At 66.4% G+C, this 26,687-nt stretch carries 27 protein-coding genes; 15 read left to right on the top strand and 12 right to left on the bottom strand.

Features of this window, described 5'->3' with window-relative positions; translation table 11 throughout:
• Positions 1 to 11 precede the first annotated feature (11 nt).
• From ACYQ01_RS09195 to ACYQ01_RS09185, 3 genes are all read right to left on the bottom strand, one after another.
• Positions 12 to 1,028, bottom strand: coding sequence for a hypothetical protein (locus tag ACYQ01_RS09195; RefSeq protein WP_459933539.1), 1,017 nt, complete (start codon positions 1,026 to 1,028; stop codon positions 12 to 14).
• 13 nt (positions 1,029 to 1,041) lie between these two features.
• The gene (locus ACYQ01_RS09190) at positions 1,042 to 1,674 is read right to left on the bottom strand and encodes a DUF2491 family protein (protein ID WP_459933538.1); all 633 of its coding nucleotides are present in this window, start codon (positions 1,672 to 1,674) and stop codon (positions 1,042 to 1,044) included.
• A gap of 179 nt (positions 1,675 to 1,853) precedes the next feature.
• Positions 1,854 to 3,287 carry a sigma 54-interacting transcriptional regulator gene (locus ACYQ01_RS09185; RefSeq protein ID WP_459933537.1) on the bottom strand — a complete coding sequence of 478 codons (1,434 nt, stop codon included), beginning with the start codon at positions 3,285 to 3,287 and terminating at the stop codon, positions 1,854 to 1,856.
• Positions 3,288 to 3,624: 337 nt separating this feature from the next.
• On the opposite strand from ACYQ01_RS09185, the gene ACYQ01_RS09180 reads away from it, so the two are divergent.
• From ACYQ01_RS09180 to ACYQ01_RS09135, 10 genes are all read left to right on the top strand, one after another.
• Positions 3,625 to 4,557: a sulfite exporter TauE/SafE family protein gene (locus ACYQ01_RS09180; protein ID WP_459933907.1), complete on the top strand. Its 933-nt coding sequence runs from the start codon at positions 3,625 to 3,627 to the stop codon at positions 4,555 to 4,557.
• Between the two features lie 30 nt (positions 4,558 to 4,587).
• Positions 4,588 to 5,022: a DUF1634 domain-containing protein gene (locus ACYQ01_RS09175; RefSeq protein ID WP_459933536.1), complete on the top strand. Its 435-nt coding sequence runs from the start codon at positions 4,588 to 4,590 to the stop codon at positions 5,020 to 5,022.
• A gap of 10 nt (positions 5,023 to 5,032) precedes the next feature.
• Entirely contained in the window at positions 5,033 to 6,190 is a 1,158-nt protein-coding gene (locus tag ACYQ01_RS09170; protein ID WP_459933535.1) for a sigma 54-interacting transcriptional regulator, read from the top strand.
• Positions 6,191 to 6,193: 3 nt separating this feature from the next.
• Positions 6,194 to 6,553, top strand: a complete 360-nt coding sequence (locus ACYQ01_RS09165) for a NifB/NifX family molybdenum-iron cluster-binding protein (RefSeq protein ID WP_459933534.1) — start codon at positions 6,194 to 6,196, stop codon at positions 6,551 to 6,553.
• Positions 6,543 to 8,273, top strand: a complete 1,731-nt coding sequence (locus ACYQ01_RS09160; protein ID WP_459933533.1) for a sensor histidine kinase — start codon at positions 6,543 to 6,545, stop codon at positions 8,271 to 8,273. Before ACYQ01_RS09165 ends, ACYQ01_RS09160 begins: the two co-directional genes overlap by 11 nt.
• Positions 8,270 to 8,659: a response regulator gene (locus ACYQ01_RS09155; RefSeq protein ID WP_459933532.1), complete on the top strand. Its 390-nt coding sequence runs from the start codon at positions 8,270 to 8,272 to the stop codon at positions 8,657 to 8,659. The genes ACYQ01_RS09160 and ACYQ01_RS09155 overlap by 4 nt, the downstream gene beginning before the upstream one ends.
• Positions 8,656 to 9,306, top strand: a complete 651-nt coding sequence (locus tag ACYQ01_RS09150) for a sensor histidine kinase (RefSeq protein WP_459933531.1) — start codon at positions 8,656 to 8,658, stop codon at positions 9,304 to 9,306. The genes ACYQ01_RS09155 and ACYQ01_RS09150 overlap by 4 nt, the downstream gene beginning before the upstream one ends.
• A 152-nt stretch (positions 9,307 to 9,458) precedes the next feature.
• Positions 9,459 to 9,905, top strand: coding sequence for a response regulator (locus ACYQ01_RS09145; RefSeq protein ID WP_459933530.1), 447 nt, complete (start codon positions 9,459 to 9,461; stop codon positions 9,903 to 9,905).
• A gap of 436 nt (positions 9,906 to 10,341) precedes the next feature.
• Entirely contained in the window at positions 10,342 to 11,466 is a 1,125-nt protein-coding gene (locus ACYQ01_RS09140; protein WP_459933529.1) for a sensor histidine kinase, read from the top strand.
• A gap of 120 nt (positions 11,467 to 11,586) precedes the next feature.
• Positions 11,587 to 12,264: a hypothetical protein gene (locus ACYQ01_RS09135; protein WP_459933528.1), complete on the top strand. Its 678-nt coding sequence runs from the start codon at positions 11,587 to 11,589 to the stop codon at positions 12,262 to 12,264.
• Positions 12,265 to 12,421: 157 nt separating this feature from the next.
• Here ACYQ01_RS09135 and ACYQ01_RS09130 read toward each other — a convergent pair whose 3' ends face one another.
• Positions 12,422 to 13,156: a GGDEF domain-containing protein gene (locus tag ACYQ01_RS09130; RefSeq protein WP_459933527.1), complete on the bottom strand. Its 735-nt coding sequence runs from the start codon at positions 13,154 to 13,156 to the stop codon at positions 12,422 to 12,424.
• Positions 13,157 to 13,513: 357 nt separating this feature from the next.
• Between ACYQ01_RS09130 and ACYQ01_RS09125 the strand changes: the two genes are divergently transcribed.
• Both ACYQ01_RS09125 and purT read left to right on the top strand, forming a co-directional pair.
• Positions 13,514 to 14,620, top strand: a complete 1,107-nt coding sequence (locus ACYQ01_RS09125) for a glycerol dehydrogenase (protein WP_459933526.1) — start codon at positions 13,514 to 13,516, stop codon at positions 14,618 to 14,620.
• A 155-nt stretch (positions 14,621 to 14,775) separates the two neighbouring features.
• Entirely contained in the window at positions 14,776 to 15,957 is a 1,182-nt protein-coding gene (gene purT / locus ACYQ01_RS09120) for a formate-dependent phosphoribosylglycinamide formyltransferase (protein WP_459933525.1), read from the top strand.
• A 307-nt stretch (positions 15,958 to 16,264) separates the two neighbouring features.
• Here purT and ACYQ01_RS09115 read toward each other — a convergent pair whose 3' ends face one another.
• The 4 genes from ACYQ01_RS09115 to cbiE are packed head-to-tail and all read right to left on the bottom strand — an operon-like array spanning position 16,265 to position 19,557.
• Positions 16,265 to 16,657, bottom strand: a complete 393-nt coding sequence (locus ACYQ01_RS09115; protein ID WP_459933524.1) for a secondary thiamine-phosphate synthase enzyme YjbQ — start codon at positions 16,655 to 16,657, stop codon at positions 16,265 to 16,267.
• The gene (gene cobM, locus ACYQ01_RS09110) at positions 16,654 to 17,427 is read right to left on the bottom strand and encodes a precorrin-4 C(11)-methyltransferase (protein ID WP_459933523.1); all 774 of its coding nucleotides are present in this window, start codon (positions 17,425 to 17,427) and stop codon (positions 16,654 to 16,656) included. Before cobM ends, ACYQ01_RS09115 begins: the two co-directional genes overlap by 4 nt.
• Positions 17,421 to 18,284, bottom strand: coding sequence for a hypothetical protein (locus ACYQ01_RS09105; RefSeq protein ID WP_459933522.1), 864 nt, complete (start codon positions 18,282 to 18,284; stop codon positions 17,421 to 17,423). Before ACYQ01_RS09105 ends, cobM begins: the two co-directional genes overlap by 7 nt.
• A gap of 49 nt (positions 18,285 to 18,333) precedes the next feature.
• Entirely contained in the window at positions 18,334 to 19,557 is a 1,224-nt protein-coding gene (gene cbiE, locus ACYQ01_RS09100) for a precorrin-6y C5,15-methyltransferase (decarboxylating) subunit CbiE (protein WP_459933521.1), read from the bottom strand.
• Between the two features lie 404 nt (positions 19,558 to 19,961).
• Here cbiE and ACYQ01_RS09095 point away from each other — a divergent pair, with 404 nt between their 5' ends.
• Positions 19,962 to 20,264: a Dabb family protein gene (locus tag ACYQ01_RS09095; RefSeq protein WP_459933520.1), complete on the top strand. Its 303-nt coding sequence runs from the start codon at positions 19,962 to 19,964 to the stop codon at positions 20,262 to 20,264.
• Positions 20,265 to 20,313: 49 nt separating this feature from the next.
• On the opposite strand, the gene ACYQ01_RS09090 is transcribed toward ACYQ01_RS09095, so the two are convergent.
• From ACYQ01_RS09090 to ACYQ01_RS09075, 4 genes are all read right to left on the bottom strand, one after another.
• Entirely contained in the window at positions 20,314 to 20,601 is a 288-nt protein-coding gene (locus tag ACYQ01_RS09090) for a hypothetical protein (RefSeq protein WP_459933519.1), read from the bottom strand.
• 97 nt (positions 20,602 to 20,698) lie between these two features.
• Positions 20,699 to 21,583 (bottom strand): M23 family metallopeptidase, encoded by an 885-nt coding sequence (locus ACYQ01_RS09085; RefSeq protein WP_459933518.1) that lies wholly within the window; start codon positions 21,581 to 21,583, stop codon positions 20,699 to 20,701.
• Positions 21,583 to 23,034 carry a DNA integrity scanning protein DisA nucleotide-binding domain protein gene (locus ACYQ01_RS09080; RefSeq protein ID WP_459933517.1) on the bottom strand — a complete coding sequence of 484 codons (1,452 nt, stop codon included), beginning with the start codon at positions 23,032 to 23,034 and terminating at the stop codon, positions 21,583 to 21,585. The genes ACYQ01_RS09085 and ACYQ01_RS09080 overlap by 1 nt, the downstream gene beginning before the upstream one ends.
• A 238-nt stretch (positions 23,035 to 23,272) precedes the next feature.
• Positions 23,273 to 24,967 carry a SpoIIE family protein phosphatase gene (locus ACYQ01_RS09075; RefSeq protein WP_459933516.1) on the bottom strand — a complete coding sequence of 565 codons (1,695 nt, stop codon included), beginning with the start codon at positions 24,965 to 24,967 and terminating at the stop codon, positions 23,273 to 23,275.
• Between the two features lie 222 nt (positions 24,968 to 25,189).
• On the opposite strand from ACYQ01_RS09075, the gene ACYQ01_RS09070 reads away from it, so the two are divergent.
• The gene (locus tag ACYQ01_RS09070) at positions 25,190 to 25,789 is read left to right on the top strand and encodes a hypothetical protein (RefSeq protein WP_459933515.1); all 600 of its coding nucleotides are present in this window, start codon (positions 25,190 to 25,192) and stop codon (positions 25,787 to 25,789) included.
• Positions 25,786 to 26,631 carry a flagellar motor stator protein MotA gene (gene motA, locus ACYQ01_RS09065; protein WP_459933514.1) on the top strand — a complete coding sequence of 282 codons (846 nt, stop codon included), beginning with the start codon at positions 25,786 to 25,788 and terminating at the stop codon, positions 26,629 to 26,631. Before ACYQ01_RS09070 ends, motA begins: the two co-directional genes overlap by 4 nt.
• Positions 26,632 to 26,687 lie beyond the last annotated feature (56 nt).

The following is a 26,687-nucleotide window of genomic DNA, read 5'->3' as shown; positions in this document are numbered from 1 at the left end:
CCTTTGGAGTCTCAGGCGCTTCTTCTGCGGGTCATGAAATAGCCAATGGCCAAAATCGCGGCCAAGGCCGCCGTGGCGGGCAAAAGCCAGCCACCGCCCGGAGAACTTTCGGCGATCTTGGGCTTGGCCAGGGCCACGTTGGGGTCCACGTCGGCGGGCAGGGGCGTGTTCGGATCAGGGGCCACGCCGGACTTCTTCATATCGTCAAGCTTGGCGTTGAGCTCGTCGACCTGCTTCTTCAGGTCGGCATTGGATTCCGCCATGCGCTGGGCCTCCTTCTGAAAGGCCTGCACGCCCGGATCGGACTGGTGGTTGTAGAAAAAGCTCGACCCGCTGGTCAGGTGGCTCAACATGAACCACATGAACATGGCGTCCCACATGCCGAAACTGGAATAGCTGCCGAAGGCGTAGCCCGGCGCGGACCAGCCGCGTCCGGAGTAATAGTTGTCGCGGTAGCGGTTGTAGTCGCCGTAGGAATTGAAGCTGCGGTTGGGATTGAGGATGGGGCGTTCACCGGTCGAAGTCCCCGAGACCGCGTTCCCGGACTTGCCGAAGCGGCCCTGGTAGTCCCGGTAGGACGAGGTGGAGGCCTGGCGCTTCACCGCGCCGGACCCGGAGGAGGAGAAGGCCGACCCGGAACCGGGCCGCGCGCTGGAGGACTGCGACGCCCCCGAGGAATTGGACCACCCGGAGCCGGACGACGGGGAAGAAGACGGCGCGGCCTGTCGGCTGGCGCCCCACCCCGAAGACCCGGAAGAGCCCGAGTCCGAGGGCCTGGACGTACCGGACCACCCGGAGCTCGACCCCGAGGGTTTGGAGGAACTCGACCATCCCGAACTCGATCCCGAGGATTTCGACGAGCCCGACCACCCCGAAGACGAACGCGACGAACTCGACCATCCCGAACCGGAAGAGCTGCCCCGGCTGGAAAAGGAGCTTCGGCTGCCCGAACTTTTGGCCAGGGATTCGGCCGTCGGGGCGAGAACGAGAAAGAGCGCCGCGAAAATCGCGAGCAGACGGGTGTGCATGGGCGTAGACCTCCTAGTAGACCTTGAGCGCCATGGAGTTCATGACCACGCCGATCAAGGCGCGCACCAGGGCCTGGCCGTTTTCCTCGTCCGCGCTGACCAGGGCGAACTCGCGGGCGTCTTCCAGGTCGCGGGAATAGAGCATCATTTTGTGGCGGACGATATGCGGGGGCTGGCCCGGATCCACGAAAAGTTTTTCCTCGGCTTCCACGGGTTCGGCCCAGTCGGCGTCGCCCCAGTCGCGCTGGTAGGTCTTGCCGTTGGGCGCGCTCAGGTCGCGTCCGCCGATGAGACCTCCCTGCCCAATCCAGGTTTCCCAGTCGGCTTCGCTTTCCGGGAAGATTTCCTGGTAGATTTGAAAGCAATTCACATCCAGGAGCGTTCCGTCGGCCTGGCTGTTGAACTGGAACATCACCTGTGTGTCGCCCGTCTTGGCGTAGGCCCGGGCGATCTTCAGGTCAAAGAGGTCCATGGACGAAACGGCTTCCACCACCAGATCGCCCTCGGGCAGGGGCATGGTGATATCCTGGCCCGAATAGCGCAGGATTTCGGCCTCTTCTATGGCCAGCAGAGCGCCTGGACGAAGCGAACCCGGGAGGTCGGGATAGCCGGGGTAGGTCTTTTTCTCGGAAGTTTTCCAGAACATTCGGTCTCCTTGAATAAGCGCGAATACGCACTCTTGGCTAGGTAGGCATCCGGCCGCGCTTTGGCAAGGCGGAGCCGAGCCTGTCGCACCGGGTAAGGCTTAAGACAAAGCGGGGTCGCGGTACATGAGAACCTTCGGCTTTGTTTTTAACGCCTTTCGCGCGGCCGGAAACAAGGTGGCTACAAAACAAGGACGATGCCCAGTTCGCGCACTTTGTGGCGCAGGGTGCGCGGCCTGATGCCAAGCAAATCGGCGGTCAGGGCCCGGCTGCCGCCGGCATGGCGAAAGGCCCGCAGGATGGCTGCGGCCTCGGCGCGGCGTACGGCGGCTTCCAGCGAGAATTGGCCGGCGGAGTCGCTCGGGTCAAGGTCTTGCGGGGCCGCATCGCTGCCGGCGAGGCTGGACAGAGACGCGACTGCGCCGCCGAGGGGGGCGGTCTGGTCGGAAAAGTCGAGGCCTGCGGCACGGGGCGCTTCCCGGCCGGAGGATGTGGCGGGCGTCTGTTCCCGCAGCCGGGGCATTTCCCGCCGTTGCGACCCGGCCGATCCCAGGCCGAAATTGCGCAGGGCCGGCGGGACCCGGGGACCGAGGGCGTCGGGCGCGGCCGTCCCGGCGGGCAAGTCCTCCCGGGCGGCATAGGGTTCGGCTTCGAGGGGTGGCCCTGCGCTCCGGGGGGCGGACCGGGACCCGCTTTCGGCCGGGTATTCGGCGCTGCGGGAAAACGGCGAGTCCAAATCGGATCGATAGGGCGTGGGGGCGAAGGCGTGCATTTCCGGCGGCAGGTCCTCCGGGCGTATCTCCCCGCCGGGATGGACCAGCACCAGGCGTTCGATGAGGTTCTTGAGCTCGCGCACGTTGCCGGGCCAGGCGTAGTCGGCCAGGGTGGACAGCACCTTTTGCCCCAGGGTGAGTTCGCGCGAATGGTAGCGGTGGCGAAACAGCTCGAGAAAGTGGCCGGCCAGGTGGGGCACGTCCTCCCGGCGTTGGCGAAGCGGCGGCAGGGAGACCGGAACCACGCACAACCGGTAGTAGAGGTCGGCGCGGAATTCTCCCCGGCGCACCATGTCGGGCAGGTTGCGGTTGGTGGCCGCCACGATGCGCGCCCCGAAGGGCAAGTCCCGGTCGCCGCCCAGTCGGCGGAAGGTGCGCTGTTCAAGAACGCGCAGGAAGTCGGCCTGGTTAAGGGGGGGGATTTCCCCCACCTCGTCGAGAAACAGGGTGCCGTCGCCGGCCAGTTCGAAGCTGCCCTTTTGCAGGCGCATGGCGCCCGTGAAGGCCCCGGCCTCGTGTCCGAAAAATTTGTCCGCGAAAAGTTCGCCCCCGAGCACGCCGCAGTTCACGGGCACGAAGGGCTTTTCCGACCGGTTGGACAGGGTGTGGATGAGGCGGGCGAAAAGTTCCTTGCCCGTGCCGGACTCGCCCATGATGAGCACGGGCGCGTCGGAAGGCGCCACCTGGGAAGCCAGGTGATGCGCGGCGCGCATGGCCTTGGAGGCCAGAAGCACGGTGGTTTCGCCGCCGCCTTCTTCGGGCAGGTCCCGGGTTTCCAGGCGGAGCGGCAAAATATTGCCGCCAGGAGATCGCGGGGTTTGGCGGGGATTGCCGTGGGCCATGGGGCGTCCTTTCCGGTTGGGATTTGCGAATCATATCCCGGGTGGAGTTTTTTGAAAAGGGGCGAGCGGCAATCCTTTGCCGTTTACGGCAAGAAATTGCCATGGCAAGAAATTGCCAGTTTATAACATGCTGAAAACATTGAATGTCGTTCTGGCATGCTTCTTGTTAAGAAAAGCGCGTTCTTTTAGGCGCAAGCGGACGCCGGTCGGATAAGCCACGAGCTTGGACGCGCGGGGCCGCACACCTGGCCGCATGAGCTGGGCCAAATCGCAAGCATAGGGAGAGCGTGCAGTCATGAAAGTGAATTGGAAGACAGTGTTCGCGGCAGGCTTGGCCATGAGTCTCATGGGGGCCGTGTTCGCCTACGCCACCGGAACGGGCGGCGACCAGGCCATTGCCGAGGCCGCAGCGGCGGCCGGGGCCAAATCCGGCCCGTGGTGGATGTGGCCGGGGATCTTGCTGGTGTTCTGCTTCGTGCTGGGCATCATCGCGGTGCTGGCCGGCGTGGGCGGCGGAGTGCTCTTCGTGCCGCTGGTGAGCGGCTTTTTCCCCTTCCACCTCGACTTCGTGAGGGGCACGGGTCTGTTGGTGGCCCTGGCCGGAGCCCTGGCCGCCGGCCCCGGTCTGCTCAAGAGGAACATGGCTTCGCTGCGTTTGGCCCTGCCCGTGGCGCTTATCGCCTCGTCCTGCGCCATCGTGGGCGCCATGATCGGTCTGGCCCTGCCCACCAACGTCACCCAGATCGCCTTGGGCGGCACCATTTTGTTCATCGCCATCCTGCTTCTGGTTTCCAAGAACTCGGCCCTGCCCGTGGTCACCAAACAGGACGCCATCGGCGTGGCCCTCGGCATGAACGGCGTGTTCTTCGACGCCGCCACGAACGAACGCATCGAATGGAAGACTCACCGCACCCTGCCGGGTCTTCTGCTGTTCATCATTATCGGTCTTATGGCCGGTATGTTCGGCTTGGGCGCGGGTTGGGCCAACGTGCCGGTGCTCAACCTCATGATGGGCGCGCCCCTCAAGGTGGCCGTCGGCACCTCGAAGTTCCTGCTCTCCATCACCGACACCTCCGCGGCCTGGATTTACCTGAACCAGGGTTGCGTCATTCCGCTCATGGCCATCCCCTCGATCATCGGCCTCATGGCCGGATCTTTCGTGGGCGTGCGTCTTCTGGCCAAGGCGAAGCCCAAGTTCATTCGCTACATGGTCATCGGCGTGCTGCTTTTCGCGGGAGCCCGCTCCCTGATGAAGGGCCTTGGCATCTAACTTTACCTACAAGCGCAAGGAGACACGCATATGGCCGCCAATATCGAACATCCTGATGACGTCAAGACCCCGCCGGAGCAGGTGCTTTACGCCGACATCCTCTTCTGGGGGTGTTGGACCGGCCTGGCCCTCATGATCGTCACCTATTTCGTCTACCTGACGGGCATCCTGCCCCCGCACGTGCCCCTGGATCAGATCACCACCCTGTGGACGCAGAAGGTGGCGGTCTACCTGGAAAAAGGCGCCGTGCCCATCGGCTGGGGCTGGACCTCGCTTCTCAACAAGGGCGATTTCCTCAACTTCTTGGGCATCGCCTTGCTGGCCGGCCTCACCATGGTCTGCTACGTGCCGTTGATTCCCGCGTTCTTCAAGAAGAAGGACCCCGTCTTCGCCATCATCGCCCTGACCGAAGTCGTGGTGCTGTTCCTGGCCGCTTCCGGCATCGTGGCTGGCGGACACCACTAGGGGCCCAGGCATGAGCGAGCTCACCCCGGAAATCCTCGCCGCCATCGACGTCGCCAGCCTGCTCGACGGCCTGCCCCTGGGCGTGGCCGTCACCGACCAGGAGAGCAGGGTCGTGACGCTCAACTCCGCCCTGGAGCGGTTGACGGGATTTTCGCGCCACGAAGTGCGGGGCGTGCCCTGCGCTCACGTGGTGCGCTCCGGGGTGTGCCTGGGTGGATGCCCCTGCGAAGCCGGGGCCGACACCGATATCGTCAATCGCCACCGGCGTCGCATTCCCGTGCGGGTGCGCTCCTTCGCTTTGCCCGATCGCGAGGGAAGACCCCTGCTGCGTCTGGACCTGGTGGAAGATCTGAGCGCCCTGCGCGAGATGGAGCGGCGCTGCGAGGAGTCGGGCGCGGTGGGCAAGCTGGTGGGCAAGGGGCCGGTGATGGAGCGCATCCTCGGGCTCATGCCCCCCCTGGCCGCGTCCGACGCCCCGGTCTTCATCATCGGAGAGACCGGGGCCGGAAAGGACGCGGTGGCCGAGTCCCTGCACAAGCTTTCGCCCCGGTCGCGCGAGGCCTTCGTGCGGGTCAACTGCGGTCCGGGCAATCCCCAGGCCCTGGAGGCCGAGCTTTTCGGCCACGCCGGGCCCGGAGGCGAGTTCGCCCCCGGCGCGTTCCAGCGCGCCGGAGCGGGCACCCTCTACCTCTCGGACGTGGGGGAGTTGCCCGAGAACCTGCAAGCGGCCCTGGTGCATTACCTGGACGAGGGGTTCATCCGTCCGGTGGGCGCGCAGACCGACATGCGCGCCCAGGCCCGACTGGCGGTTTCGTCGCCGGTGAGTCCCGAGGAGTTGGTGCGTCAGGGGCGGTTCTCAAGCGATCTGGCCGTGCGGTTGGGGGCGTTGCGTCTGAGCCTGCCCCCGCTTCGCGAACGCCGGGAGGACATCGAATTTCTGTTGGAACATTTCCTGGGCGTGTACGCGGCCAAATTCAAGAAGAAGGTGCGCGGCTTCACGCCCAAGGCCAGGCGCATCCTGCTGGCTCACGAGTACCCTGGCAACGTGCGCGAGCTGCGCAACATCGTGGAGTTCTCCGTGATGATCTGCCAGGGCGAGACCATCACGCCGGCCTGTCTGCCGGCCCACCTGCTCGAACTGGCGCGCCAGCAGGCGGACAAGGCGTAGGCCATGCGCGACAAACGCGTGCTCATCCCCCTGTGCAAGGACGAGGTGGCCCCCCGGTTCGATCTGGCCGGCCAAGCCCTCCTGGCCGTGGTGGACGACGAAGACGGGCCGGTGAAAACCGAGGAGTTCCTGCTGCCGCATCCCTCCGCCGACGGGCTTTGCGATCTGGTGCTCCTGCGCGGCGTTGACGTGGTCATATGCGGCGGCATAGAAGAAGAATATTACCACTATTTGCGCTGGAAACGCGTTGAAGTCATCGATAACGTGGCGGCCAAGGCCAGGCAGGCGCTGGATCGGTTCCAGCGCGGGACGCTCAAGGCCGGGGACATCCTCTTAACACGGGAGCAGGGTCATGCTGGGTGAGATTTTTTCCAGGCATTTTCGCGACCTGCAAACCGGGGACGACGCCGTCGCGCCCAGGCGCTACGAGGTGCTCCGGCGAAAGATCGTGCTGCTCATGGCGGCGGTCACGTTGTTGCCGCTGCTGCTCATGGCGGCAATCAACTTCTCGGAGTTTCAGGCTACGCTCAGCCGCGAAATCCAGAACCCCTTGCGGGCGCTTCTGGGCAAGACCAAGAATTCGGTGGAGCTTTTCCTGGCCGAACGGACTTCGACCCTGGGATTTATCGCGGAAGCCTATTCCTACCAGGATTTGGCCGACGAAAAGACCCTGGCCAGGATCTTTCAGGTCATGCGCCGGGAGTTCGAAGGCTTCGTGGACTTGAGCCTCATCGACTCCCAGGGCCAGTTGGTCAACTACGTGGGCCCCTACGACATGAAGGGGCGCAACTACTCCGAACAGGCCTGGTTCGGCCAGGTGATCACCAGCGGCAAGTACATTTCCGACGTGTTTCTGGGCTTTCGCAAGCTTCCCCATCTGGTCATCGCGGTGCAGCACGTGACCGCCGGGGGGCAGTCGTGGGTGCTCCGGGCCACCATCGACACCAAGCAGTTCGAGAAGATCATCGCGGCCATGGGGCTCGAACCGGGGTCGGACGCCTTTTTGCTCAACCGCAAGGGCGTCCTGCAGACCAATTCGGCCTTTCACGGGGCCATTCTCGACGTCTTTTCCCTGCCCATGCCACCGGTGTCCTACGAGACCAACATCCATCCCACCAAGGACACCGAGGGCCGCGACGTCTATATGGGGTACTCCTACTTCCCGGATAACGACTTCGTGCTCGTCGCCATCAAGCCCCGCCTGAGCGCGCTCGACACCTGGTACAATCTGCGCGGCGACCTGCTGGCGGTGTTTCTCATCGGGGTGCTGGCCATCTTCGGGGTGGTCTACCGTCTGACCGGCATGCTCATCGACCGCATGCGCGAGGCCGACGAACGCCGCGCCCTGGCCTTCCGTCAGGTGGAGCACGCCCAGAAGCTGTCCTCCATCGGTCGTCTGGCCGCGGGCGTCGCCCACGAGATCAACAACCCCCTGGCCATCATCAACGAAAAGGCCGGGCTCATGAAGGATCTGCTGGGCCTGCGTCCCGACTTCCCCGACCGGGCCCGCTTCACCACCCAGGTGGACGGCGTGCTCTCGGCCGTGGAGCGCTGCCGGGGCATCACCCACCGCATGCTCGGCTTCGCCCGGCGCATGGACGTCAAGATCGAAGCCCTGAGCTTAAACGAGGTCATCACCGACACCGTGGCCTTTCTGGGCAAGGAGGCCGAATACCGCAGCGTCACTCTGGACCTCGACTTGGCTTCCGACCTGTCCCGCATTGAATCGGACCGGGGCCAGCTCCAGCAGGTGATCCTCAACATCCTGAACAACGCCCTGGCCGCCGTGCCCGACAAGGGACGCATCGCGGTCAGCTCCTGGAACGAGAACGAGGACCGGGTGGGCTTTCGCATCGAAGACAATGGGTGCGGCATGTCCCCGGACACCATCAAGTGCATTTTCGAGCCCTTCTTCACCACGAAGGGCGCCAAGGGCACCGGGCTCGGACTTTCCATCACCTACGGCATCATCAAGCGCCTGGGCGGGGAAGTGAACGTGCAAAGCACCGAGGGCCAGGGGTCGGCGTTCACCGTCACCCTGCCCATCATGGCGCCTCCGGGCGCCGCCGTGGAGGCATCGTGAGCGACAAGGACTGGAAAATACTCCTGGTGGACGACGAGGAGGACTTCGTCACCACCTTGTGCGAACGCCTGCAACTGCGCGGCATCAACTGCCGGGTGGCCCTGGACGGAGAAGCCGGGCTGGCGGCGGTGGAAAGCGAAGTTCCGGACGTGGTGGTGCTCGACATGTTCATGCCGGGCGTCAAAGGACTCGAAGTGCTCAAACGTCTGCGAGCCAGCCATCCCAACGTGCAGGTGATCCTGCTCACCGGGCAGGGGGCCACCAAGGACGGCATGGACGGCATGAAGCTCGGGGCGTTCGACTACATGGTCAAGCCCCTGTCCCTGGACGACCTGACCCGCAAGCTCGATGAGGCGGTGACCGCCGCCCGGGGAGGCAAGGCGTGAAAGACGATCGGGCCGCATTCATGGGCAGCGTGGCGGCCGGGCTCTCCCACGATTTGGTGAACGTGCTGGCCATCATCCAGCAGTCTTCCGGGCTTTTGGGGGACTACCTGGCCCTGGCCCGCAAGGAGAGCATAAAGAGCCTGGGGTTTCGTCCGCAATTTAAATACCATGACAAGTTTGCCGAGATCATCGCCCAGATCAAAACCCAGGTGGAGCGCGGGCAGGCCCTGTGCGACGACTTGAATCGCCTGGCCCACGCCCCGGACGAGGGCACGGGCGACCCGGACCTGGGCGACGCCTGCTCCCTGCTGGCCGGGCTGTGCGCCAGACAGGCGCGCCGGGCCAAGTCGAGCTTGTCCGTGGAGGAGCCGCAGGGCGAGCGACCGGTGGTGAAGGCGCAACTGGTGGACGTGCTGGTCCAGATGGGCCAGGCGCTGGCCGGCGTTCTGGACCGCTGTCCCGGACAGGGACCGGTGCGCCTGAGCGCGGGAGTCAACGGCGAGTACGCGTACGTGGACTTGCTCTGCCAGGCTCTGGACGCCGAACAGGCCAAGGCCCTGGCCGACGAACGGGCCGTGGACAAGGGATGTTGCCTGGAGGTCCAGGCTGTGGATAACGGGGTGCGCCTGCGCTTCGCGCGGGGCTGATCCCGGGCCGTCCGACCCGGATGTTCGGGCGGTGACGAGCAAGGAACCGTGTCGGTTTCGCGACGGTTTTCACGGCGAATTCTGTCGGCGCAACACGAGACGTGGCGGGAAAGACGGGCGCCCGGGGCGCACAACCCTTAAGGGAGATGAGCATGAAAAAGATCAAGCTGCTGCTCGTGGACGACGAGGAGAACTTCGTCAACACCTTGTCGGAACGCATGAAAATGCGCGATGTGCCCACCAAGGTGGTCTATTCCGGCGAGGAGGCTCTCACCGTGGTCAAAGGCGAGGAGCCCGACGTCATGGTTCTCGACCTGCGCATGCCCGGCATCGACGGCATGGAGGTGCTGCGCAAGGTCAAGGCCACCAACCCCAAGGTGCAGGTGATCATCCTCACCGGCCATGGCACGGACCTGGACGAGGCCGAAGCCCGCAAGCTCGGCGCGTTTCATTACCACAAGAAGCCCATCGACATCGACGAGCTTCTGGGCACGGTGAAAAAAGCCTATCGTCAGCGCATTGAGGACGCCATGGTGGTCGCGGCCCTGGCCGAAGCCGGCGACTTTGAAGGCGCCAAGAAGGTTCTTGAGGAAGACTGATCGGCGGCATTCGCCCGCCTTGTCGGCCGTTGGTCCGGGCCTGGCGCGAACAGGCCCGGATCGGCGGCGGACCTGCCGCTTCGCGCGCAAAGCCCCGGCGCGGGATGCGCTGGTGGAAAACCGCGCCGCCCGCGCCTTTTGCTTGCGCGCGGGAGGAGGCCTGCCGGCGCGGTTGGCGCAGGGCATGCGCCCGCTCGCGGTCCGCACGCGGAGGCGAGGCGGGGACTCGCGCGGCAAGGTGGCCTTTTCGGACCAGACGCGCCGGCTTGACGCGAGCCCCCGGGCGTCGTAACGCCGGCCCCATGGACCGGGTGACGCGCCAGGGCGGACTTGGCGCACAAAAACGGCCCGCACGCCGGACGGCGCGGCATACCCCCGCGCGACCGGTTCGTAGCGGACCAGACGGGCCGCCAGACGGCGGCCAAGCGGAGGGCGCGTGCGCCCGAAGACCCTTATCATCGACGACGAGGTGGAATTCGCCACCACCCTGGCCGAGAGGCTGGAGTTGCGCGGCTTTCCCGTGAGCGTGGCCCACACCGGCAACGAGGGCGTGGACAAGGCCGCCAGCGAAGAGCCCTCCGTGGTGGTGCTCGACCTCAACCTGCCCGACCGCACGGGCCTGGACGTTCTGCGGGAAATCAAGGGCCGTTGGCCCCTGATCGCGGTGGTGCTGCTCACCGGGCAGGCCGCCGTGGGCTCGGCCGTGGCCGGCATGAAGCTGGGGGCGTTCGACTATCTTTCCAAGCCGGCCAACGTCGACGACTTGGCCAAGATTCTGGAGCGGGCCGAGGCCGGCAGGCGCGACCAGGAAGAAAGTCTGCGCATGATGGAAACGGGCAAGCTGGCCATGTTGGGCAAGCTGGCCGAAGGCGTGGCCCACGAGATCATGAACCCCGTGGCCATCATGATGCAAAAGGCCGGCCTGGCCGAGGAAATTCTCGAAGACGGTCCCGAGCTTTCTGCCCAGGACTTGGCGGACGTTCTGGCGGAACTCTCCTCCATTCAGACGCAGGGCCGCCGATGCAAGGCCATCGTGTCGAAGCTCATGAGCTTTGGTGGCCGCATCGATCCCCGGGTGAGCCGGGTGGACGTGGAAGAGTTGCTGGAAGCGTCGCTCGGAGCGTTCCAGAACCGCATGGAAAGCCTGGGGGTGACACCCCGCATCGAGGTGGAGCCCGACCTGCCGGATCTGCTGGTGGCCCGGGCCCAGCTCGAACAGGTCTTGCATCACCTGACGGAAAACGCCCTGGACGCCATAGCCCGCACCGGCTCCGGAGGGCGGTTGACCATAAGCGCCCGCAAGGACGGCGACCGGCTGGAGATCGAAGTGGCCGACACCGGTCCCGGAATTCCGCCGGGCGTCATCGAGCGGGTGTTCGAACCGTTTTTTTCCACCAAGCAGGTGGGGCAGGGGTCCGGTTTGGGGCTTTCCATCTGCCACGGCATCGTCACGTCCCTGGGGGGAGACATCCGGGCCGAAAGCCCGCCCGAAGGCGGAGCGCGTCTCACGTTCTCCCTGCCGGCCGAGCGTTTCGCGCCTCCGGCGTTGCAGACTTCCTGAAAAGCGCCCCGGGCGTACGCGTTGGCGTTCCCCCGGTTTTGTCGCCGGATGCGGGCGTCTTTCTTGCCAGATGCGCCAAGCCGCGCTAGAACCGAACAATCCACCGACCGGGAGGCTCTCGTGACACGATCGACATTGGGCGCTGGCGCGCTGGCCCTGTGTATTCTTGTTTTCGCGTCCCTGGCGCAGGCCCAGGACAAGACGCCGGCCCAGAAAACCGGGCAGAAATCCGGAGGGTACGCCCTTTCCGTTGGTATCGGAAACCTCACGTGGGGCTCCGAACTTTCCAAGGTCAAGGGATTTCTGAAACTCAAAAGCGCGGACGGCATCGAGTATTACGTCAATCTGCGTTCCACGGCCCAGTTCGCCGGCTACAAGAACCCCACCCTGTTCTACGCGACCGTGGACGGCAAACTCTATGCCGTGCATATCCGACTGGAAAATGCGGCCTACGACAAATTGCGTTCGGATCTGACCCGGGCCTACGGACCGGGAAAAATGATTCGCGAGCCCGAGGGCGAGGTGATGTCCTGGAAGGTGGGCCATGTGCGCCTCAAGCTCAAGTCGCCGGCCGGCCCGGAAATCAAGCTCTCCGCATACTATCGCCCCTTGGCCGCCCGGCTGGCCGTGGGCAAGGCCTACGGCGATCCCGGTTCGTCGGAGGAATTGGCCAGGTTGCTGCCCCAGGGCGACAACGTGCAAAAGGAAGTGGGCGTCCAGCCTTCGGGCGCAAAGGAACCGGCCGCCGGCATCGACGTGGGCCGCTTTCTGGGCGTGATCACCAAGAAGCAGCGCTGATTCCTCTTCGGGAGGTCGGCCGGGCCAGAGCGACGCCGCAACGTCGTCTCCGGTGGGGCCGGCGGGCCTCGTCCGGTCCGCGCGTGGCCTTTTCAGAAAAAGAAACGCCCGTCCGCGTGTGTCGCGCGGACGGGCGTCGTTTGTTTTCGGGATACCGTCAGTCGAGGCAGGTCCTGGGGGCGCAGGCCACGGCGTCGCGTCCATGGCTTTTGGCTTCGCCCAAGGCGGACTGGGCCATGCGCACCAGACGCATGGGCGTGTCCGTGCGCGAGGGGATCAGCGTGGCCGCGCCCACGCTCACGGTGACGATGCCGCCGTGGGGCGATTCGAGATGCGGAATCTCCAGGGCTTTCACTTCGCGGGCCGCACGCTCGGCCACCAGGGCCGCGCCGTCCTCGTTCGTACCGGGCAAAAGGGCCGCGAAGGTGTCGCCTTCCATGCGTCCCACCATGTCCACCTCGCGGTAGAGGCTGCGCATCACGGCCTGGGCCACGGCCTTGAGACAGGCGTCGCCGTCCAGGCTGGAATAGATGGCGTTGAAGGACGCGAAATTGTCCACGTTGACCACAAGCAGGGAGATGGGCGCGCCTTCGCGCTGAGACTGGGCCCAGTCCCTGGAGAGCAGACGCTCGAAGGCCCGGCGGTTGAGCGCCCCGGTCAAGCCGTCCACCTGGGAGAGCTGCTCCACCTGGTCGATGGCGGTTTCCAGGTCCACCTGGATGGTCAGGGCGAGTTCGGTGACCCGCTTCACCCGGTCGAGCAGGGTTTCGTATTCGGTCAAAAGCTCGCCGTAGGCCGCTTCCAGGCGGCCGGCGTCGTCCTGGTCCAGAACCTGGCGGGCGTTGGCCAGAACGAGGTGTTCCCGTTCGAACGAGGGATGCAGGGCTTCCATGCGATTTCGGCGCTCCTTTGTCTGGCGATCGGTATCCTTGATAGCCGGGCCAGGGGCCGGCGTCCAGTCCGGGCGAAAAGAGTTCCGCGCCTGGCCGACGCGAAAAGGCCCTGGCAGAGCGGGAAATGACGTGGGTGCGACCAAACGGTCGGCGCGCGGTCCCGGGCCAGCCGCGCCGTGGCGCGGGCCGGGCGGTCCGGCGAACCGGCACGATTCGTCTTTTTCCCCGGTTGAGCAATCGGCGGCCTTGGCTTAGGGATACGGCTCGTCAAACGCCTCGCCCGGTTCGGTCCGCCAGGGCCAACCGCTTTCGCCGGCGGGCCACATCCATGCGTCGACCGAGAAGGAGAGGACTCCATGATCACCACCACGCTGTTTCCCGGACGCTACATCCAGGGTGCGGGGGCGCTTTCCCGCCTGGGCGGCGAGCTTGCCCGCCTGGGCGACCGGCACTTCATCGTCGCTTCGCCTCATCCCTTGTCCAAACTGCTGCCGCCTCGGCAAGCCGAGCTGGACCAGGCCGGGGCCACGCGCCTGGAGCGCTTCGGCCGCGAGTGCACCGACCGGGAGATCGAACGCCTGTTCGCCCTGGCCAAGGAGTTCGGGGCCGCCACCATCACCGGCGTGGGCGGGGGCAAAACCCTGGACGCGGCCAAGGCCGTGGCCGTGCGCGCCGGTTTGCCCATGGTCAGCGTCCCCACCGTCGCCTCCACGGACGCGCCGTGCAGCTCGGTCTGCGTGGTCTACACCGACGACGGGGTCTTCAAGCGGGCCGACATTCTGCCCCGCAACCCGGATCTGGTGCTGGTGGACACCACCGTGGCCGCCCAGGCTCCGGCGCGGTTTCTGGCCTCGGGCATGGGCGACGCCCTGGCCACTTGGTTCGAGGCCGAGTCCTGCCGGGTGAGCCGGGGGGGCAATATCGCGGGCGCTCCGGGCTCCATGACCGCCCACGCCCTGGCCAGGCTGTGTTACGAGACCGTGCGCGACCACGGCCCGAGCGCCCTGGTCGCCTGCGAAGCCGGAGTGGTCACCGCGTCCCTGGAGCGGGTGGTGGAGGCCAATACCCTCCTGAGCGGATTGGGTTTCGAAAGCGGCGGTCTGGCCGCCGCCCACGCCATCCACAACGGGCTCACGGCGCTGCCCGGCTCGCACGGCCGATACCACGGGGAAAAGGTGGCCTTCGGGGTGCTGGCCTCCTTCTTTCTTACCGACAAGCCCCTGCCCCTGGTGGATGAAGTCTATACCCTGTGCGCGGTCCTGGGCCTGCCCACCACCCTGGCCGACCTGGGGCTCGCGGACGCGAGCGACGAGGACCTGTTGCGCGTGGGCGAAAAGGCCTGCGCCCCGGAAGAAAGCATCCACAACGAACCTGTCGAGGTAAACCCCGAGCTGGTGCGCGACGCGCTCAAGGCCGCAGACGCCGAGGGGCGCGCCCGCAAGACCCGCTCCGCGCGCGGGTGACGACTGGGAACCGCCGCTTCCGACCAGCATGAAACTGTCCGCCCGCTCCGCGCGCGGGGGACGGATGGCCGCGAAGCGGGCCGCGCGGGGCTTGTTCTTCGCGGAGCTTGGCTGTAGCCTCGCGTTGTTTGAGGAACCGCACAAGGAGGATTTTCATGGCGACCATCGGCACGCCGCTTACCCCTTCCGCCACCAAACTTCTGCTCCTGGGCTCGGGCGAGCTCGGCAAGGAGGTGGCCATCGAAGCCCAGCGTTTGGGCGTCGAGGTCATCGCCGTGGACCGTTACGCCGGAGCTCCGGCCATGCAGGTCGCGCATCGCAGTCACGTGGTGAGCATGCTCGACGCCAAGGCCCTGCGCCAGATCATCGAAACCGAAAAGCCTGATTTCGTCGTGCCGGAAATCGAGGCCATCGCCACCGAGGAGCTTTTGGCCCTGGAATCCGAGGGGTTCACGGTCATCCCCACGGCCCGGGCCGCTCGTCTGACCATGGACCGCGAGGGCATCCGTCGCCTGGCCGCGGAGGAACTGGGCCTGCCCACCTCGCCCTACCGTTTCGCCGACACCAAGGAAGAGTTCCTGGCGGCCTGCCAGGTGGTGGGCTTTCCCTGCGTGGTCAAGCCGGTGATGTCCTCCTCGGGCAAGGGCCAGAGCGTGGCCCGCGACCAGGCCCAGGCCGAGGCCGCCTGGGAGTACGCCCAGACGGCGGGCCGCGCCGGGGCCGGGCGGGTCATTGTGGAGGGGTTCGTGCCCTTCGACTACGAAATCACCCTGCTCACCGTGCGCCACGCCGGCGGCACCACGTTCTGCCAGCCCATCGGCCACCGGCAGGAAAAGGGCGACTACCGGGAGTCCTGGCAGCCCCATCCCATGGGACACGCGGTGCTGGCCCAGGCCCAGATCATCGCCGAGTCCATCACCGGGGCGTTGGGCGGGCGCGGCATTTTCGGGGTGGAACTCTTTGTCCAGGGCGATCAGGTGCTCTTTTCCGAAGTCTCCCCCCGTCCTCACGACACGGGCATGGTCACTTTGATTTCCCAGGACCTTTCGGAATTCGCCCTGCACGTGCGCGCCATTCTCGGCCTGCCCATTCCGGCCATCCGTCAGTACGGGCCGGCGGCCTCGCGGGTGATCCTGGCCCAGGGCGACTCCACGTCCCCCCGCTACCAGGTGCCGCCGGAGGCCTTGGCCGAACCGGATACCGCCATCCGCCTCTTCGGCAAGCCCGAGGTGCACGGCCTGCGCCGCATGGGCGTGGCCCTGGCCCTGGGCCGCGACGTGGAGGAGGCCAAGGAAAAGGCCATCCGCGCTGCCTCGCTGGTGACGGTCGAACTGTAGAAAATCGTTTCGAACGGTGAAGACGCCGGAAGCGCAGAGCGCGCTTCCGGCATTTTTTTTCGCAACATTCTGGCCGGTTGGCGCGCCGCGTGTGGCGTTCTTGAAAACGATGCAAGGGCGTTGCAAAAATACCGCAAAAGAGCCGCGCATGTCGCGAAGCCGAAGGGGATTCCAAAGGGGGGCACCCCCTTTGGCCGCCGGAGGCGTCTTCAACGACGCCCTTTGCAAGCCCCACATGGCCTTCAGGGGCGCGACATGAGGTGCCCGGCCGCCTCTACCTACCGTGCGCCGGACTCCGACGCATCGCCTATCCTTCCACCCTCGCCCAGACGCCGCGATGGCGCGGGCCGTCGAATTCGCAGAAGTAGACGCCCTGCCATGTGCCCAGGGCCAAGCGACCGTCTTCCACGAGCAGGGTCAGGTGGCAGCCCATGAGGCTGGCCTTCAGGTGGGCGTCGGAATTGCCCTCGGCGTGGCGGTAGTCGCCCTGGCGGGGGATGAGCCGGTCAAGGGTGGTCAGCAGATCGCGGGTGACGTCGGGGTCGGCGTTTTCGTTGACCGTGAGGCCGGCCGTGGTGTGGGGGCAGTGCAGGCGCAACACGCCCCGGCTGATCCCGCTTTCGCGCACCAGGGCGGCGAGCTGGGCGGTGATGTCCACGAACTGTTCGCGTTTGGAGGTGTTCAGGCTGATTTCGGTCATGGGACGTCCTTTCGGGCCGGGCGACGCGAATGGGCGAAGTCCGGGTGGTAGAGGCGCGACCGGGTGGCCTCGCCCTGGCCCGGCAGCACGAAAAAGAGCGTCTGGACGGTCAGGTCGCGCTCGCGCGCCAGGTCGGCGAAGTCGTCCAGGCGGCGCATGTGCAGTTGTTCCTCGGGCCAGCCGACCTTGTGGACCACGGCGACCGGGGTGTCGGGCGGGTAGCCGCCGGCCAGCAGCTCATCCCGCACGGCCTCGGGCATTTGGGCCCCCAGATACACGGCCATGGCCGCGCCGTGGCTGGCCAGTTCGCTCAGGGATTGTCCCGGCGGCATGGGCGTGCGTCCGGCCGGGCGGGTGAGGATCAGGGTCTGGTTGCGCTCGGGCACGGTGGCCGAGACCCTGAGCGCGGCGGCGGCCGCCGAGGCCGCGGTGACGCCGGGGGTCACGTCGTAGGCGATGCCCTCGGCTTCCAGCAGGGCGGCCTGTTCGGCAATGGTGCCGTAGAGGCAGGGATCGCCGGCCTGGAGGCGCACGACGTCCAGGCCCTTGGCGTAGGCGTTTGCGATGACGGCGTGGGTTTGCTCCAGAGTGAGGGGGGCGGTGTCGATGGTTTCGGCTCCGGGCTTGGCCAGGTTCACCACGGGAGCCGGGGTAAGCGAACCGGGGTAGAGCACCACGTCGGCCTGGGAAAGGAGCCTGGCGGCGCGGACGGTGAGAAGTTCGGGGTCTCCGGGGCCGGCTCCGACAAAGTGCACACGGGGATTTAGCATGTTCGGCTCACGCGTTTGCAGTAGAAGGCGTTGTAGGTCAGGGTGAGAAAGACGGCGAAAAGGGCCGCGCCGATGCCCAGCAGGGTGTTGTAGAAGGGGGGGGCGGCCAGGGCCAGGCGGATGAGCAGGGTGGACAGGGCGTAGCCCGAATTGCGAAACACGGCCTCGTATCCGGGCAAAAAGCGCTGGGCCAGCAGCACGATGAGAATGTCGGCGAAGATGAGCACGGTGTAGAAGGTGTCGAAGAAGTCGATGGTGCGATGGTGGAACACGCTTTGGTAGAGGGTTTCCAGGCCCAGCAGGGCGAACACGAGCAAGAGCGCCATGGACAGGATTTTCTTGGAGGCGACGAAGGCGTAGCGCGCGTATCCCGACTTGGCCGTGTGGGAGTCGGGGTTTTGGATCTTGTAGTACACCCCGAGGATGGCGAAAATCACCAGCGCCCCGCAGCCGTCCGCCGACAGGCGCAGGATGGGGCTCCAGTCGCCGCCCACGCCGATGGGTTCGGGCAGGTTGACCAGTTCCTTGAACGAGTTGCGCAGCAGGATCAGCGACAAAATTTCGAACTGCTTGCCTACGGAGCGCGAAAACGAGCACGGCATGGTGAAAATGAGTCCCAGCACCTCCATGATGAGCACCAGGGTGAAGGCCAATCCCACGGCGTGGAAGTGGTTGTCCGGGGTGAGGGCAGCCAGGACCGGGGGCAAAAGCCCCCAGCGTTTGGCCTGGATGCAGGCCAGGCCGGCCAGAAAGATGATGACCAGCACGGAGGTTACGGCTTTTTCCGTACGGGGGTTGTCCCAGGCGTGGGCCATGGGCTCGTAGGCGTGTGTGGCCAGTTCGTAGACGCTTCGCATGGGGGTTTCCTGGGGCCGCGTCCTTGGCGAGGCGTGCCCCGTGTTGAGTTTACCGGAAAGGGCCCGGCTTGTCCGCAGCCAGGATGAAGACGGGATTGTGCGCCTTGAGCTGCATGTCCGAGGCCAGCTCCACGCCGGTGGAGGCCTGTATCTGGACGATCTCCACGGGCCAGCCCCGGCGCGCAAGCGCGGTCCGGGCCGCGTCCAGCGATCCCAGGAGCACGGTGTCCACCACCAGGCGGCCGTCTGGAGCCAAGGCCTGGCATGCGGCTTCGAGCGCGTCGGTTCCTTCGGCCAGGCTGCCGCCCAGGAACACGCGATCGGGCGCCGGCAGATCGGCAAGGGCCTCCGGGGCGTGTCCTTCCACCAGGCGCAGGTGCCACGCGCCGGCGCGTTGTCTGTTTTCGCGAATGGCCGAAATCCGTTCGGGGTTTTTCTCCACGGCAAAGACCTGGCCGTGGGTGACCAGGGCGCAGGCCTCCAAAGCCACGGAGCCGCAGCCCGCCCCCACGTCCCACAGAACGGACTCGGGGCCGAGGCGAAGCGCGGCCAGGGCGCAGGCCCGCACCGGCCATTTGGTGATGAGTCCGCGCGGATGCGCGTACCAGTCGTCGGGCCGGCCCAGTCTGGGACTGGCCTGGGCATCGGCGCCGGACAGGGCCACCACGAAATTGAGGGACGAGAAACGCATGCGGGCGGCGTCGGCCGCGCCCAGCAGGCGCACTTGTTCGTGGGGTTCGCCCAGGTCTTCGCACACGGCCAGTTCGGCGGCGTCCATGCCCTGGTTCAGAAAAAGCTTGGCCAGAACGTCGGGGGAATTGGCCGGATCGGTGTAGACCGCGCAGGCCCCGGACCGGGACAGGGCGGCCAACAGCGGTCCCGGACCTTGCCGGCCGTGCAGGGAGACCACCGGGAGGTCCTGCCAGGGAATCTTGAGCCGGGCGGCCGCGGCCTGCAGGGTGGTGGTGGCCGGGTGAAAGCGCAGGGCCTCCGGGCCGAAGCGTTCGAGCAGACGCGCGCCCAGGCCGTAGAACAGGGGATCGCCCCCGGTGAGCACGCACACCCGGTCGCCTTGGTCGCGGGCGTCGGCCAGGGCGTCCAGGGCCGCGTCCAGGGGGGCGTTCAGGGGAAGTTTTCGCGCCGGATGGTCGGGAAACCAGGCCAGCAGCCGTTTGCCGGCGCACAGCGCGGAGGCCCGGGCCAGGGCCTGGCGGGCCTGGTCGGTGGCCGGAACCCTGGACTGGCCAAGGCCGATGACGTCGATGGGGGGCATGGTGCTAGGCTCCATGGGAAACTCGGCCGAATGCGCGGGAAAGGTCACGGGTTCGCGTGGGCCGGGCCGGCAGCGGACTGCTCGTGTCGCATCCTTGAAGGGGGTGCATGGGGGTTTCACGAAGACAAACAAGAATGCCAGGGGCATCGCCACGAAAAGCGCAGGCGTGATTTTCGGGGAGCCCGCGCGAGGCGGCCGCGTCGACGCGCGTCGTGTTTACAGCCCCGGCGCAACCTCGTAATGACAAGAAGCCGGCCCGGAGGCAAGCCCCTTGGGCCTGTCTCGCCTCGGCGAACGGCGTCCGGGCGGAAGGGGAAGCGTTCCAGGACGGGGCGGACTGGCCCGGATCCGGCCGAAATCCGGCCGGCGGCGACACACCTTCAACCGACAGGGGGAATCCCGTCATGATCAAGCACATCGTGTTGTGGCGGCTCAAGGACCAGGCCGAAGGCCGAAGCAAGGCCGAGAATCTGATTGAAATGCGCTCCAGGCTCGCCGCCTTGCCGGACCTGGTGCCCGGCGCGCGAAACTTCAGCGTTTCCACGCAGATTCTTGCGGCCGACCCGGCGGCGGATATCGTGTTGTACTGCGAGTTCGACACCCGGCTGGACCTGGAGACCTACGCCGCGCACCCGGACCATGTTGCGGTGGTGGAATTTATCAAAAAAGTGGTCGAAGAGCGCCGCGTGGTCGACGCGATCGTCTGAGGACGCCTCCTTTCGCGCTCGGAAACGTTCGTGGCGCCGGGAAAACGTCCTACCAGCCCCGGGCCCTGCGTTTGAACTCTCTGTCCAGGATGCGTTTTTGCTGGGCGAGGGTTTTGTATTCCTTCCTGACCGTGACGACACGGTCGGAATCGTCCGAGGCTTCGGCCTGGGACAGTTCGGTCTGGACTGCTTCCAACCGTTTTTCCAGTGCGGCGCGTTCGGCGATCAAGGTGTCCTGGGTCATGTAGACCAGGTTGCGTTCGTAGACTTCGTATTTGCCGCAACCCGCGCAGATCAGGGTCAAGGCGAGGAACAGGGCGTAAAGCACGTGCTTCATAGGGCGGGTCCTGTGCGAAAACAACTGTTGAAGGTGCAAGGGATGTTGGCGATCCCGGGCCATACCCCACGGGGTGCGCGCCGTAAAGGCTCGCCGGCTAATCGAGCATGTACTTGAGCGGGTCCATGGGCTGTCCGGCCTGGCGCACCTCGTAATGCAGATGCGCTCCGGTGGTGCGCCCGGTCATGCCGGTCAGGGCGATGCGTTTGCCCCGTTCCACGGCGTCGCCTTCCTCCACGTCGGCCGAACGCAGGTGGGCGTACACCGTGGTGACCATGTTGCGGTGTTCGAGCACCACGGTCAGTCCGTAGCCGCGTTCGAACCCCACCGAAACCACTTTGCCGTCCGCCGGAGCCCGCACCGGGGTGCCCACGGGCGCGCCGATGTCCACTCCCCGGTGAAACTCGCGCGACCGGCCCATGTACCGGTAGCCGAAGGTCGAGTTGATCGGCCCCCGGGTGGGCCAGAGCGAGGGCCGGGCCGCGAATTCCAGGGCCCGGTCGCGCAGGATGGAGGCCAGCTGGCGTTGGCGGGCTTCCTGAAAGGCCACTTCCTCGATAAGCGACCGGGCCACGGCCGAAAGATGGCGGGCCAGGCGGCGTTCGCCTCCGAGACCGGTTTCCACCACCGCGCCCACCCCGCGCGAGGCGGCCGTGGCGTCGTCCGGCGAAACCAGATTGGTGAGCACGGCCAGCTTGCCGTTCAGGCGCGCCACCGGGTCCACTTGGCGGCGAAAGCCGGCCAGACGCTCGCGCAGGCCCATGAGATCGAAGCGTTCCCTGGCCTTTTGGGCGCGGATTTCGCCGATCTGGGAGTGAAGCGACAGATAGCGGGAAAAATCCTTGGCGTTTACGGCCAGGTTGAGAGTCCCGGCCACGAGGAGCGCTCCCAACAGGGCGGGCAGCCAAGCTGGCAGCCGGGCCAAGCGGAGCAGCCTGCCGTCGGCCGTGCGCCGGAACACAAGGTAGGCCCCTTTCCCCATCAGGCCCCGTCCAGCCAGGCTTGAAAGGAGGGGGGAAACATGTCCACCTCGGCGGACCAGGCCAGGGCCGCCGCGTCGCGCAGGACCTTGCCGCCCCGGAACACGGACACCGGTCTGTCCTCGGAAACCACCACCACGGCCAGGGAAGGATGCTCGCTCGAAAAACGCAGGGCGCTGTTGAAGCGCGCGCCGCGCGCCCGGTCCTCGCCCGGAACCGCCCGCCCGTCCAGCAGGCAGGCGAAGCTCGTGAGCACGCCCTGGTCCGCGATGTGCAAGGCGCCGTCCATCCGGGCCAGGGCCTTGGCCAGGTCCAGGTGGGCGGGCACGTTCAGGTCGAGTTCGGGATCTATGAGCTGACCGGCCAAGTCGGAGCACGACCGGTGCGGATCGACCACCAGCACGCAGCCGAAGCCTTCTGTCCGGGCCTGGTCCACCACGGCGTTCACCACGGCCAGCAGGGCCCGGGCGTGTTCCCGGTCGGGACACAGGTCGTGCAGGACCGTTTCCAGCAGGCCCAGGTCGGCCTTGCGCGAGGTGGAGGAAAACCCGTTGGGGCTGAAGCTGCACACCGGGCGTCCGCCCAGGAGCAGGAAGCCGTGGCTGTCGCGAAAATCCGCGCTCAGGCGGTTTTCCGGCACATAGGGCGCGCTCACTCCCAGGACGTTGCTGCCGTCGCTCACCAGACGCCTGAGGGAACCTTCCACGCTCTGCAAAAGTTTGCGCACGTGTTTGGCGTTGGCCAGCCTGGGCAGCTCGCGGCCGCGAAACCGCACCAGCCAGGGGACATCCGGTTCGTCTTCCGGCTCCACGAAGACCAGCCGGCCCACGGGCTTGCGTCCCTCTTCCAGGGTGGCGCTCACGGCCAGCACGGCGTCCAGCAGGGGGTGCAGGGGCACGCGCGGCGCACGGCCCATGAGGCGGAACAGCTCGCTGAACAGGTGGTTCTTGACCGCGTGGCGCTCAAAGGCCTGCAAGGCGTGCTTGGAGGCCGAAGTGAAAAAGGCCCCTTCCGAAGCGAAGTCGTGGGCCAGAAGCCACACCGCGTGTTCCAGCCAGCGCTCGGTCGGTCCGATGCAGCACATGTCGCAGTGCGCGTCCGTGAACCACATCTGGTAGAACAGGCTTCTGGCGTAGCCGCCCGCCCGGATGAGCCCGGCCACCGGAGGCGGATCGGCCAGGCGGTACTCGCCGAAGGCCTTCATGCCGGTGGTCGGCGGGGCGTTGTCGCGCCAGTGGGCGGAGTTCTGGTAAAAGGCTTCCAGTTCGGCTTCATGGCCGCGCAGCAACCCGCCGGGATCGCACACGCAAAGGGGCGAGTCCGGGGTCTCGGCCATGAGCAGCGCCACCCGGCTGGGGCCGGAAAAATGGCTCAGTCCCTGACGCAGACCTTCCAGGGTGTTGTGAACGGAGATGTGTTTCGCTTCGTCGAGGATCATGTCGGTAGAGGACACCGAAAAACGCTTGGCACGTTGTCACCTGCCGCGAAAAACGCTTGGTGCGTTGTCACCCGCCGGGTGTGGCGCGTCCGCTCGCGAGAGGTGTCGGCGGGTCCCATAGGGAGACGACGGCCGAGGTGTTCCGGTTACGGACATACGGCAAACCCGACCGCAAGGCAAGCGCGTCCACGGCGCGTCACGTTCTCCCGTGGCAGGACGCGGCTTTGGGCCGGGACGGCTTTTTCCCGGCCGGTCACAGCCCCGCCATGCGCTTGAGGGCCAGGGCCGAAAGGTCGTCCTGGGGCTTGGCTCCCTGTCCGAAGTGTTCGATGTCGCGTCCCAGGTCGGCCATGAGGGTCCCGGGGTCTTTGGCCGCGTTTGCCTGGCAGAAGCGGCGCAGCCGTGCGACCCCGAAGGTCCGGCCCGAGGCGTTTTCGAATTCGGTCACCCCGTCGGTATAGAAGACGAGCGTGTCTCCCGCTTCCAGGCGGCCTTGTCCCCGTTCGAAGGGCATGATGTCGCCCAGTCCCACCACCGTGCCGCCCACGTCCAGCGGCTCCACGCCGCCGCGCGCGCGGACCAGCAGCGGCGGCGGATGCCCGGCGTTGCAGTAGGTGAAGTGGCCGTCGCGCAGGTCCAGGATCAGGTAGACCAGGGAGAAGTAGCGGTCGAAGCGCTCCAGGGGAAATTCCCGGTCCAGGGTGGTGAGCACGGCTTCGGGTTTCGGGGTTTCCTGGAAGCGGTGCCCCGGCTGGGACAGGCCCATGAGGGCCTGGGCCGCGGCCGAGGCCACCAGGGCCGAGGACACCCCGTGTCCGCTCACGTCCAGGATGTAGACGGCCAGGAGGTTGTCGCCCACGGGCAAGATGTTGAAAATGTCGCCCCCTATGGTGGCGCTGGGTTCGAAGAGCCAGTGCGCCCGATAGCGGGGATCGAGGGGCAGGCGGCCCGGCAGCAGGCCGCGCTGGATGTCCGCCGCGGCCCGCAGATCCTTTTCCATGGCCTGGCGATGTTCTTCCAGTTGGGTGGCGCGCAGGCGCAACTGCTCCTCGGCCTGGCGTCTGGCCGAGATGTCCACGGCCACCATCAAGTAGCCTTCCACGCCCTCGGGGCCCCGTATGGGCGAAAGCGCCACTTCGGCGGGAAAGCGCGTCCCGTCCCGACGGACCAGGGTCCACTCTCCCGCGCCGGACACGCCGGAAATGGCCAGCTCGCCCAGCACGGCCAGACCTTCCGGCGCGGGGCGTCCCTTCCTGGCCAGGGCTTGGCCCCGGGCCGCGAGTTCGTCCCGGTCGAAAAAGGCCAGGGGGGTGGCCGCCCCGACCATTTCCCCCTCGTCGAAACCCAACAGGTTGTGGGCGCCGCTGTTGAACAGGGTGATGGTCCCAGTGGGGCCGGTGGCCACGATGACCACCTTCCAGGCCGCCGACAGCACGCCCTGCAAGCGGGCGGAAAGTTCCTCCAGGGCGTCCAGGGCGGCCTGCCGGGCGGAGGCCTGCCGCCTGATTTCGGCGTTCAGGCGGATGATTTCCAGGGTGTTGCGCTTGAGCTTTTCGTATTCTTCGCGTTCGGAGGCGATGTCCACCGCCAGAACCGCCGTGGAGCCGGTCCCCTCCGGGGACTCGGGCGCGTCGGGAATCCAGGCGGCCGTAACCGAAAGATAAAGGGGCCGTCCGTCCTTGGTCTTGGCGTCCAGCCGGGAGTGCTGGGCCCGGCCCAGTTCCCGCGCGCGCCGGGACAGGGCGCCCAGGCGCGCGTCCTGGGCGTTGGCCGCCAGCAGCGAGGCGCAACGTCCGGTCATCTCGTCGCGCGAGAACCCGAACAGGGCTTCGGCTTGGGGGGAAAATTCCAGGATGCGGCCCTCTTCGTCGATCCGAAGCGCCGCGACTCCGGTCGACCGGGCCAGGTCGCTCGCGGCTCTTTCCGGGGGCGCTTCCTCTCGCTGCATGCCGCTTCCGCCTTTGATATCGTTTCGTTTCTTCAAATTGAAATCGATAGGACAAAACAGGCGTCCCTGACAACCCTTGCCGGGCCGAAGCCGGCCGTGCTAAACCCTGTGGACGCAGAGCGTCAGAAGGTCCGGCCCGCGTACGTTTTCGAGCCCGCCAGAGCCGACCGGGCCCAAGCGAACCTTTCCGGCCCGTCGCGGGCCACAGGAGTCCCGGGAGTGGTGAACCCCAGTTTACGGTCTGACTTCAGGGTGGTCGTGCCGGCGGACCTCATCCGCGAGGTGGCGGTCTGGTTCTCCCCCGAACCCCAGAGCCCCAGGCTCGCCGTGGCGGTCCTGGGTCCTCCCCGGCTTCGCTATTCCATGCTCGGTCCGACCCGCATGGCCGTGACCGATCTCTCCATCCGGGGGCTCGGGCTGCGCCTGACCCTGCCGGAGCGCATGCTTTTGCGCGTGAGCGGCGTCAAACACATGTTCGTCTACATGCAGCTTTGGGACCCTTCGGCGGACGACCCCCACGGCCTGCTCACCATCTTCACGTCGTGCCTGGTCAAGCGCGCGGTCATCGAACACGAAAGTCTGCTGCTCGGGGCCGTGTTTTCGCAGTTCGCGGTGGGTTCCCATTATGAAAAGGCCTTGGAATTCCTGGACGCCAAGCGGTGCGGGGTTTCCGAACTGGCCGCCTGGTGCGACAAGGTGTCGCGCGGGGTGACCTACCGGGGCGATACGGATCACCCCGGTCTCGATATCGAAAATCTGCTCGCCGAGGTGGAGCGGGCCCAGAGCCGTCCGCCGGCCTCCGAGCCCGAGGAGAACCCATGACCGCTGTTTTCGGCATGATCCTGGTTCTGGTCTGCGTCATCGGCGGCTATTGGCACGGTGGAGGGCGCTTCGACGTTCTGGTCCAGCCCACCGAGTTCATGGTCATCGGCGGCGCGGCCATGGGATCGTTTCTCATCGCCTCCACCCGCACCACCTTGCGTCTGGTGTTCACCAACCTCAAGGACGTGTTTTCCGGCCACCAGTACGGCAAGGCCGAATACCTGGCCGTGCTTTCGCTCCTTTCGCGCCTGCTCATCAAGGTGCGCCGCGAGGGATTGGCCAGTGTGGAGTCGGACATCGAACACCCCCAGGGCAGCGGCATCTTCGGAGCGCACCGGGTCCTGCGCGACGATCCCCTGGTGGTGCGCTTTATCTGCGACACCTTCCGGGTGTATCTGGTCACGGGCGAACCGGGCGAGATCGAAGGCATCATGCACGCCGACATCGAGTCCATGCACTCCCACTTTTCCTGGCCGGCCCAGAACCTCTCCAAGGTGGCCGAGTCCCTGCCCGGTCTCGGCATCGTGGCCGCGGTGCTTGGGGTCGTGCTCACCATGCAAAACATTTCCGCCCCGCCGGACGTGCTGGGCCGCAGCATCGGCGGGGCCCTGGTGGGCACCTTCCTGGGCGTGCTCCTCTGCTACGGCTTTGTCGGTCCCATGGCCACCAAGCTCGAAAACCGGGCTCTGGAACGCGAGGCCTTCTTCAACGTGATCCGGGCCACCATAGCCGGAACCGCTCACGGAGCCACGCCCATGATCGCCCTGGAATTCGGACGGCGTTCCGTGCCGGACGTGTATCGGCCCTCTTTCGAGGAGCTGGAAACCATTATCCGCGGCTGACGGCAAGGGCCGCGGTGACGCGAGGGCGTCGCCCGGCCGGAAAGCGAAACCGTTTC

The organism is Fundidesulfovibrio butyratiphilus (assembly GCF_054657235.1).
This window is presented reverse-complemented; position numbering and strand designations above follow the sequence as displayed.

Coding starts and splice junctions, on each gene's coding strand:
- ACYQ01_RS09085 (WP_459933518.1), bottom strand. CDS start 21,583: ATGGGGAAAGGGGCCTACCTTGTGTTCCGGCGCACGGCCGACGGCAGG.
- ACYQ01_RS09165 (WP_459933534.1), top strand. CDS start 6,194: ATGCGCGACAAACGCGTGCTCATCCCCCTGTGCAAGGACGAGGTGGCC.
- ACYQ01_RS09170 (WP_459933535.1), top strand. CDS start 5,033: ATGAGCGAGCTCACCCCGGAAATCCTCGCCGCCATCGACGTCGCCAGC.
- ACYQ01_RS09115 (WP_459933524.1), bottom strand. CDS start 16,657: ATGACCGAAATCAGCCTGAACACCTCCAAACGCGAACAGTTCGTGGAC.
- ACYQ01_RS09195 (WP_459933539.1), bottom strand. CDS start 1,028: ATGCACACCCGTCTGCTCGCGATTTTCGCGGCGCTCTTTCTCGTTCTC.
- ACYQ01_RS09095 (WP_459933520.1), top strand. CDS start 19,962: ATGATCAAGCACATCGTGTTGTGGCGGCTCAAGGACCAGGCCGAAGGC.
- ACYQ01_RS09090 (WP_459933519.1), bottom strand. CDS start 20,601: ATGAAGCACGTGCTTTACGCCCTGTTCCTCGCCTTGACCCTGATCTGC.
- ACYQ01_RS09190 (WP_459933538.1), bottom strand. CDS start 1,674: ATGTTCTGGAAAACTTCCGAGAAAAAGACCTACCCCGGCTATCCCGAC.
- ACYQ01_RS09145 (WP_459933530.1), top strand. CDS start 9,459: ATGAAAAAGATCAAGCTGCTGCTCGTGGACGACGAGGAGAACTTCGTC.
- ACYQ01_RS09180 (WP_459933907.1), top strand. CDS start 3,625: ATGAGTCTCATGGGGGCCGTGTTCGCCTACGCCACCGGAACGGGCGGC.
- ACYQ01_RS09175 (WP_459933536.1), top strand. CDS start 4,588: ATGGCCGCCAATATCGAACATCCTGATGACGTCAAGACCCCGCCGGAG.
- cobM (WP_459933523.1), bottom strand. CDS start 17,427: ATGCTAAATCCCCGTGTGCACTTTGTCGGAGCCGGCCCCGGAGACCCC.
- cbiE (WP_459933521.1), bottom strand. CDS start 19,557: ATGCCCCCCATCGACGTCATCGGCCTTGGCCAGTCCAGGGTTCCGGCC.
- ACYQ01_RS09130 (WP_459933527.1), bottom strand. CDS start 13,156: ATGGAAGCCCTGCATCCCTCGTTCGAACGGGAACACCTCGTTCTGGCC.
- ACYQ01_RS09125 (WP_459933526.1), top strand. CDS start 13,514: ATGATCACCACCACGCTGTTTCCCGGACGCTACATCCAGGGTGCGGGG.
- ACYQ01_RS09075 (WP_459933516.1), bottom strand. CDS start 24,967: ATGCAGCGAGAGGAAGCGCCCCCGGAAAGAGCCGCGAGCGACCTGGCC.
- motA (WP_459933514.1), top strand. CDS start 25,786: ATGACCGCTGTTTTCGGCATGATCCTGGTTCTGGTCTGCGTCATCGGC.
- purT (WP_459933525.1), top strand. CDS start 14,776: ATGGCGACCATCGGCACGCCGCTTACCCCTTCCGCCACCAAACTTCTG.
- ACYQ01_RS09105 (WP_459933522.1), bottom strand. CDS start 18,284: ATGCGAAGCGTCTACGAACTGGCCACACACGCCTACGAGCCCATGGCC.
- ACYQ01_RS09185 (WP_459933537.1), bottom strand. CDS start 3,287: ATGGCCCACGGCAATCCCCGCCAAACCCCGCGATCTCCTGGCGGCAAT.
- ACYQ01_RS09160 (WP_459933533.1), top strand. CDS start 6,543: ATGCTGGGTGAGATTTTTTCCAGGCATTTTCGCGACCTGCAAACCGGG.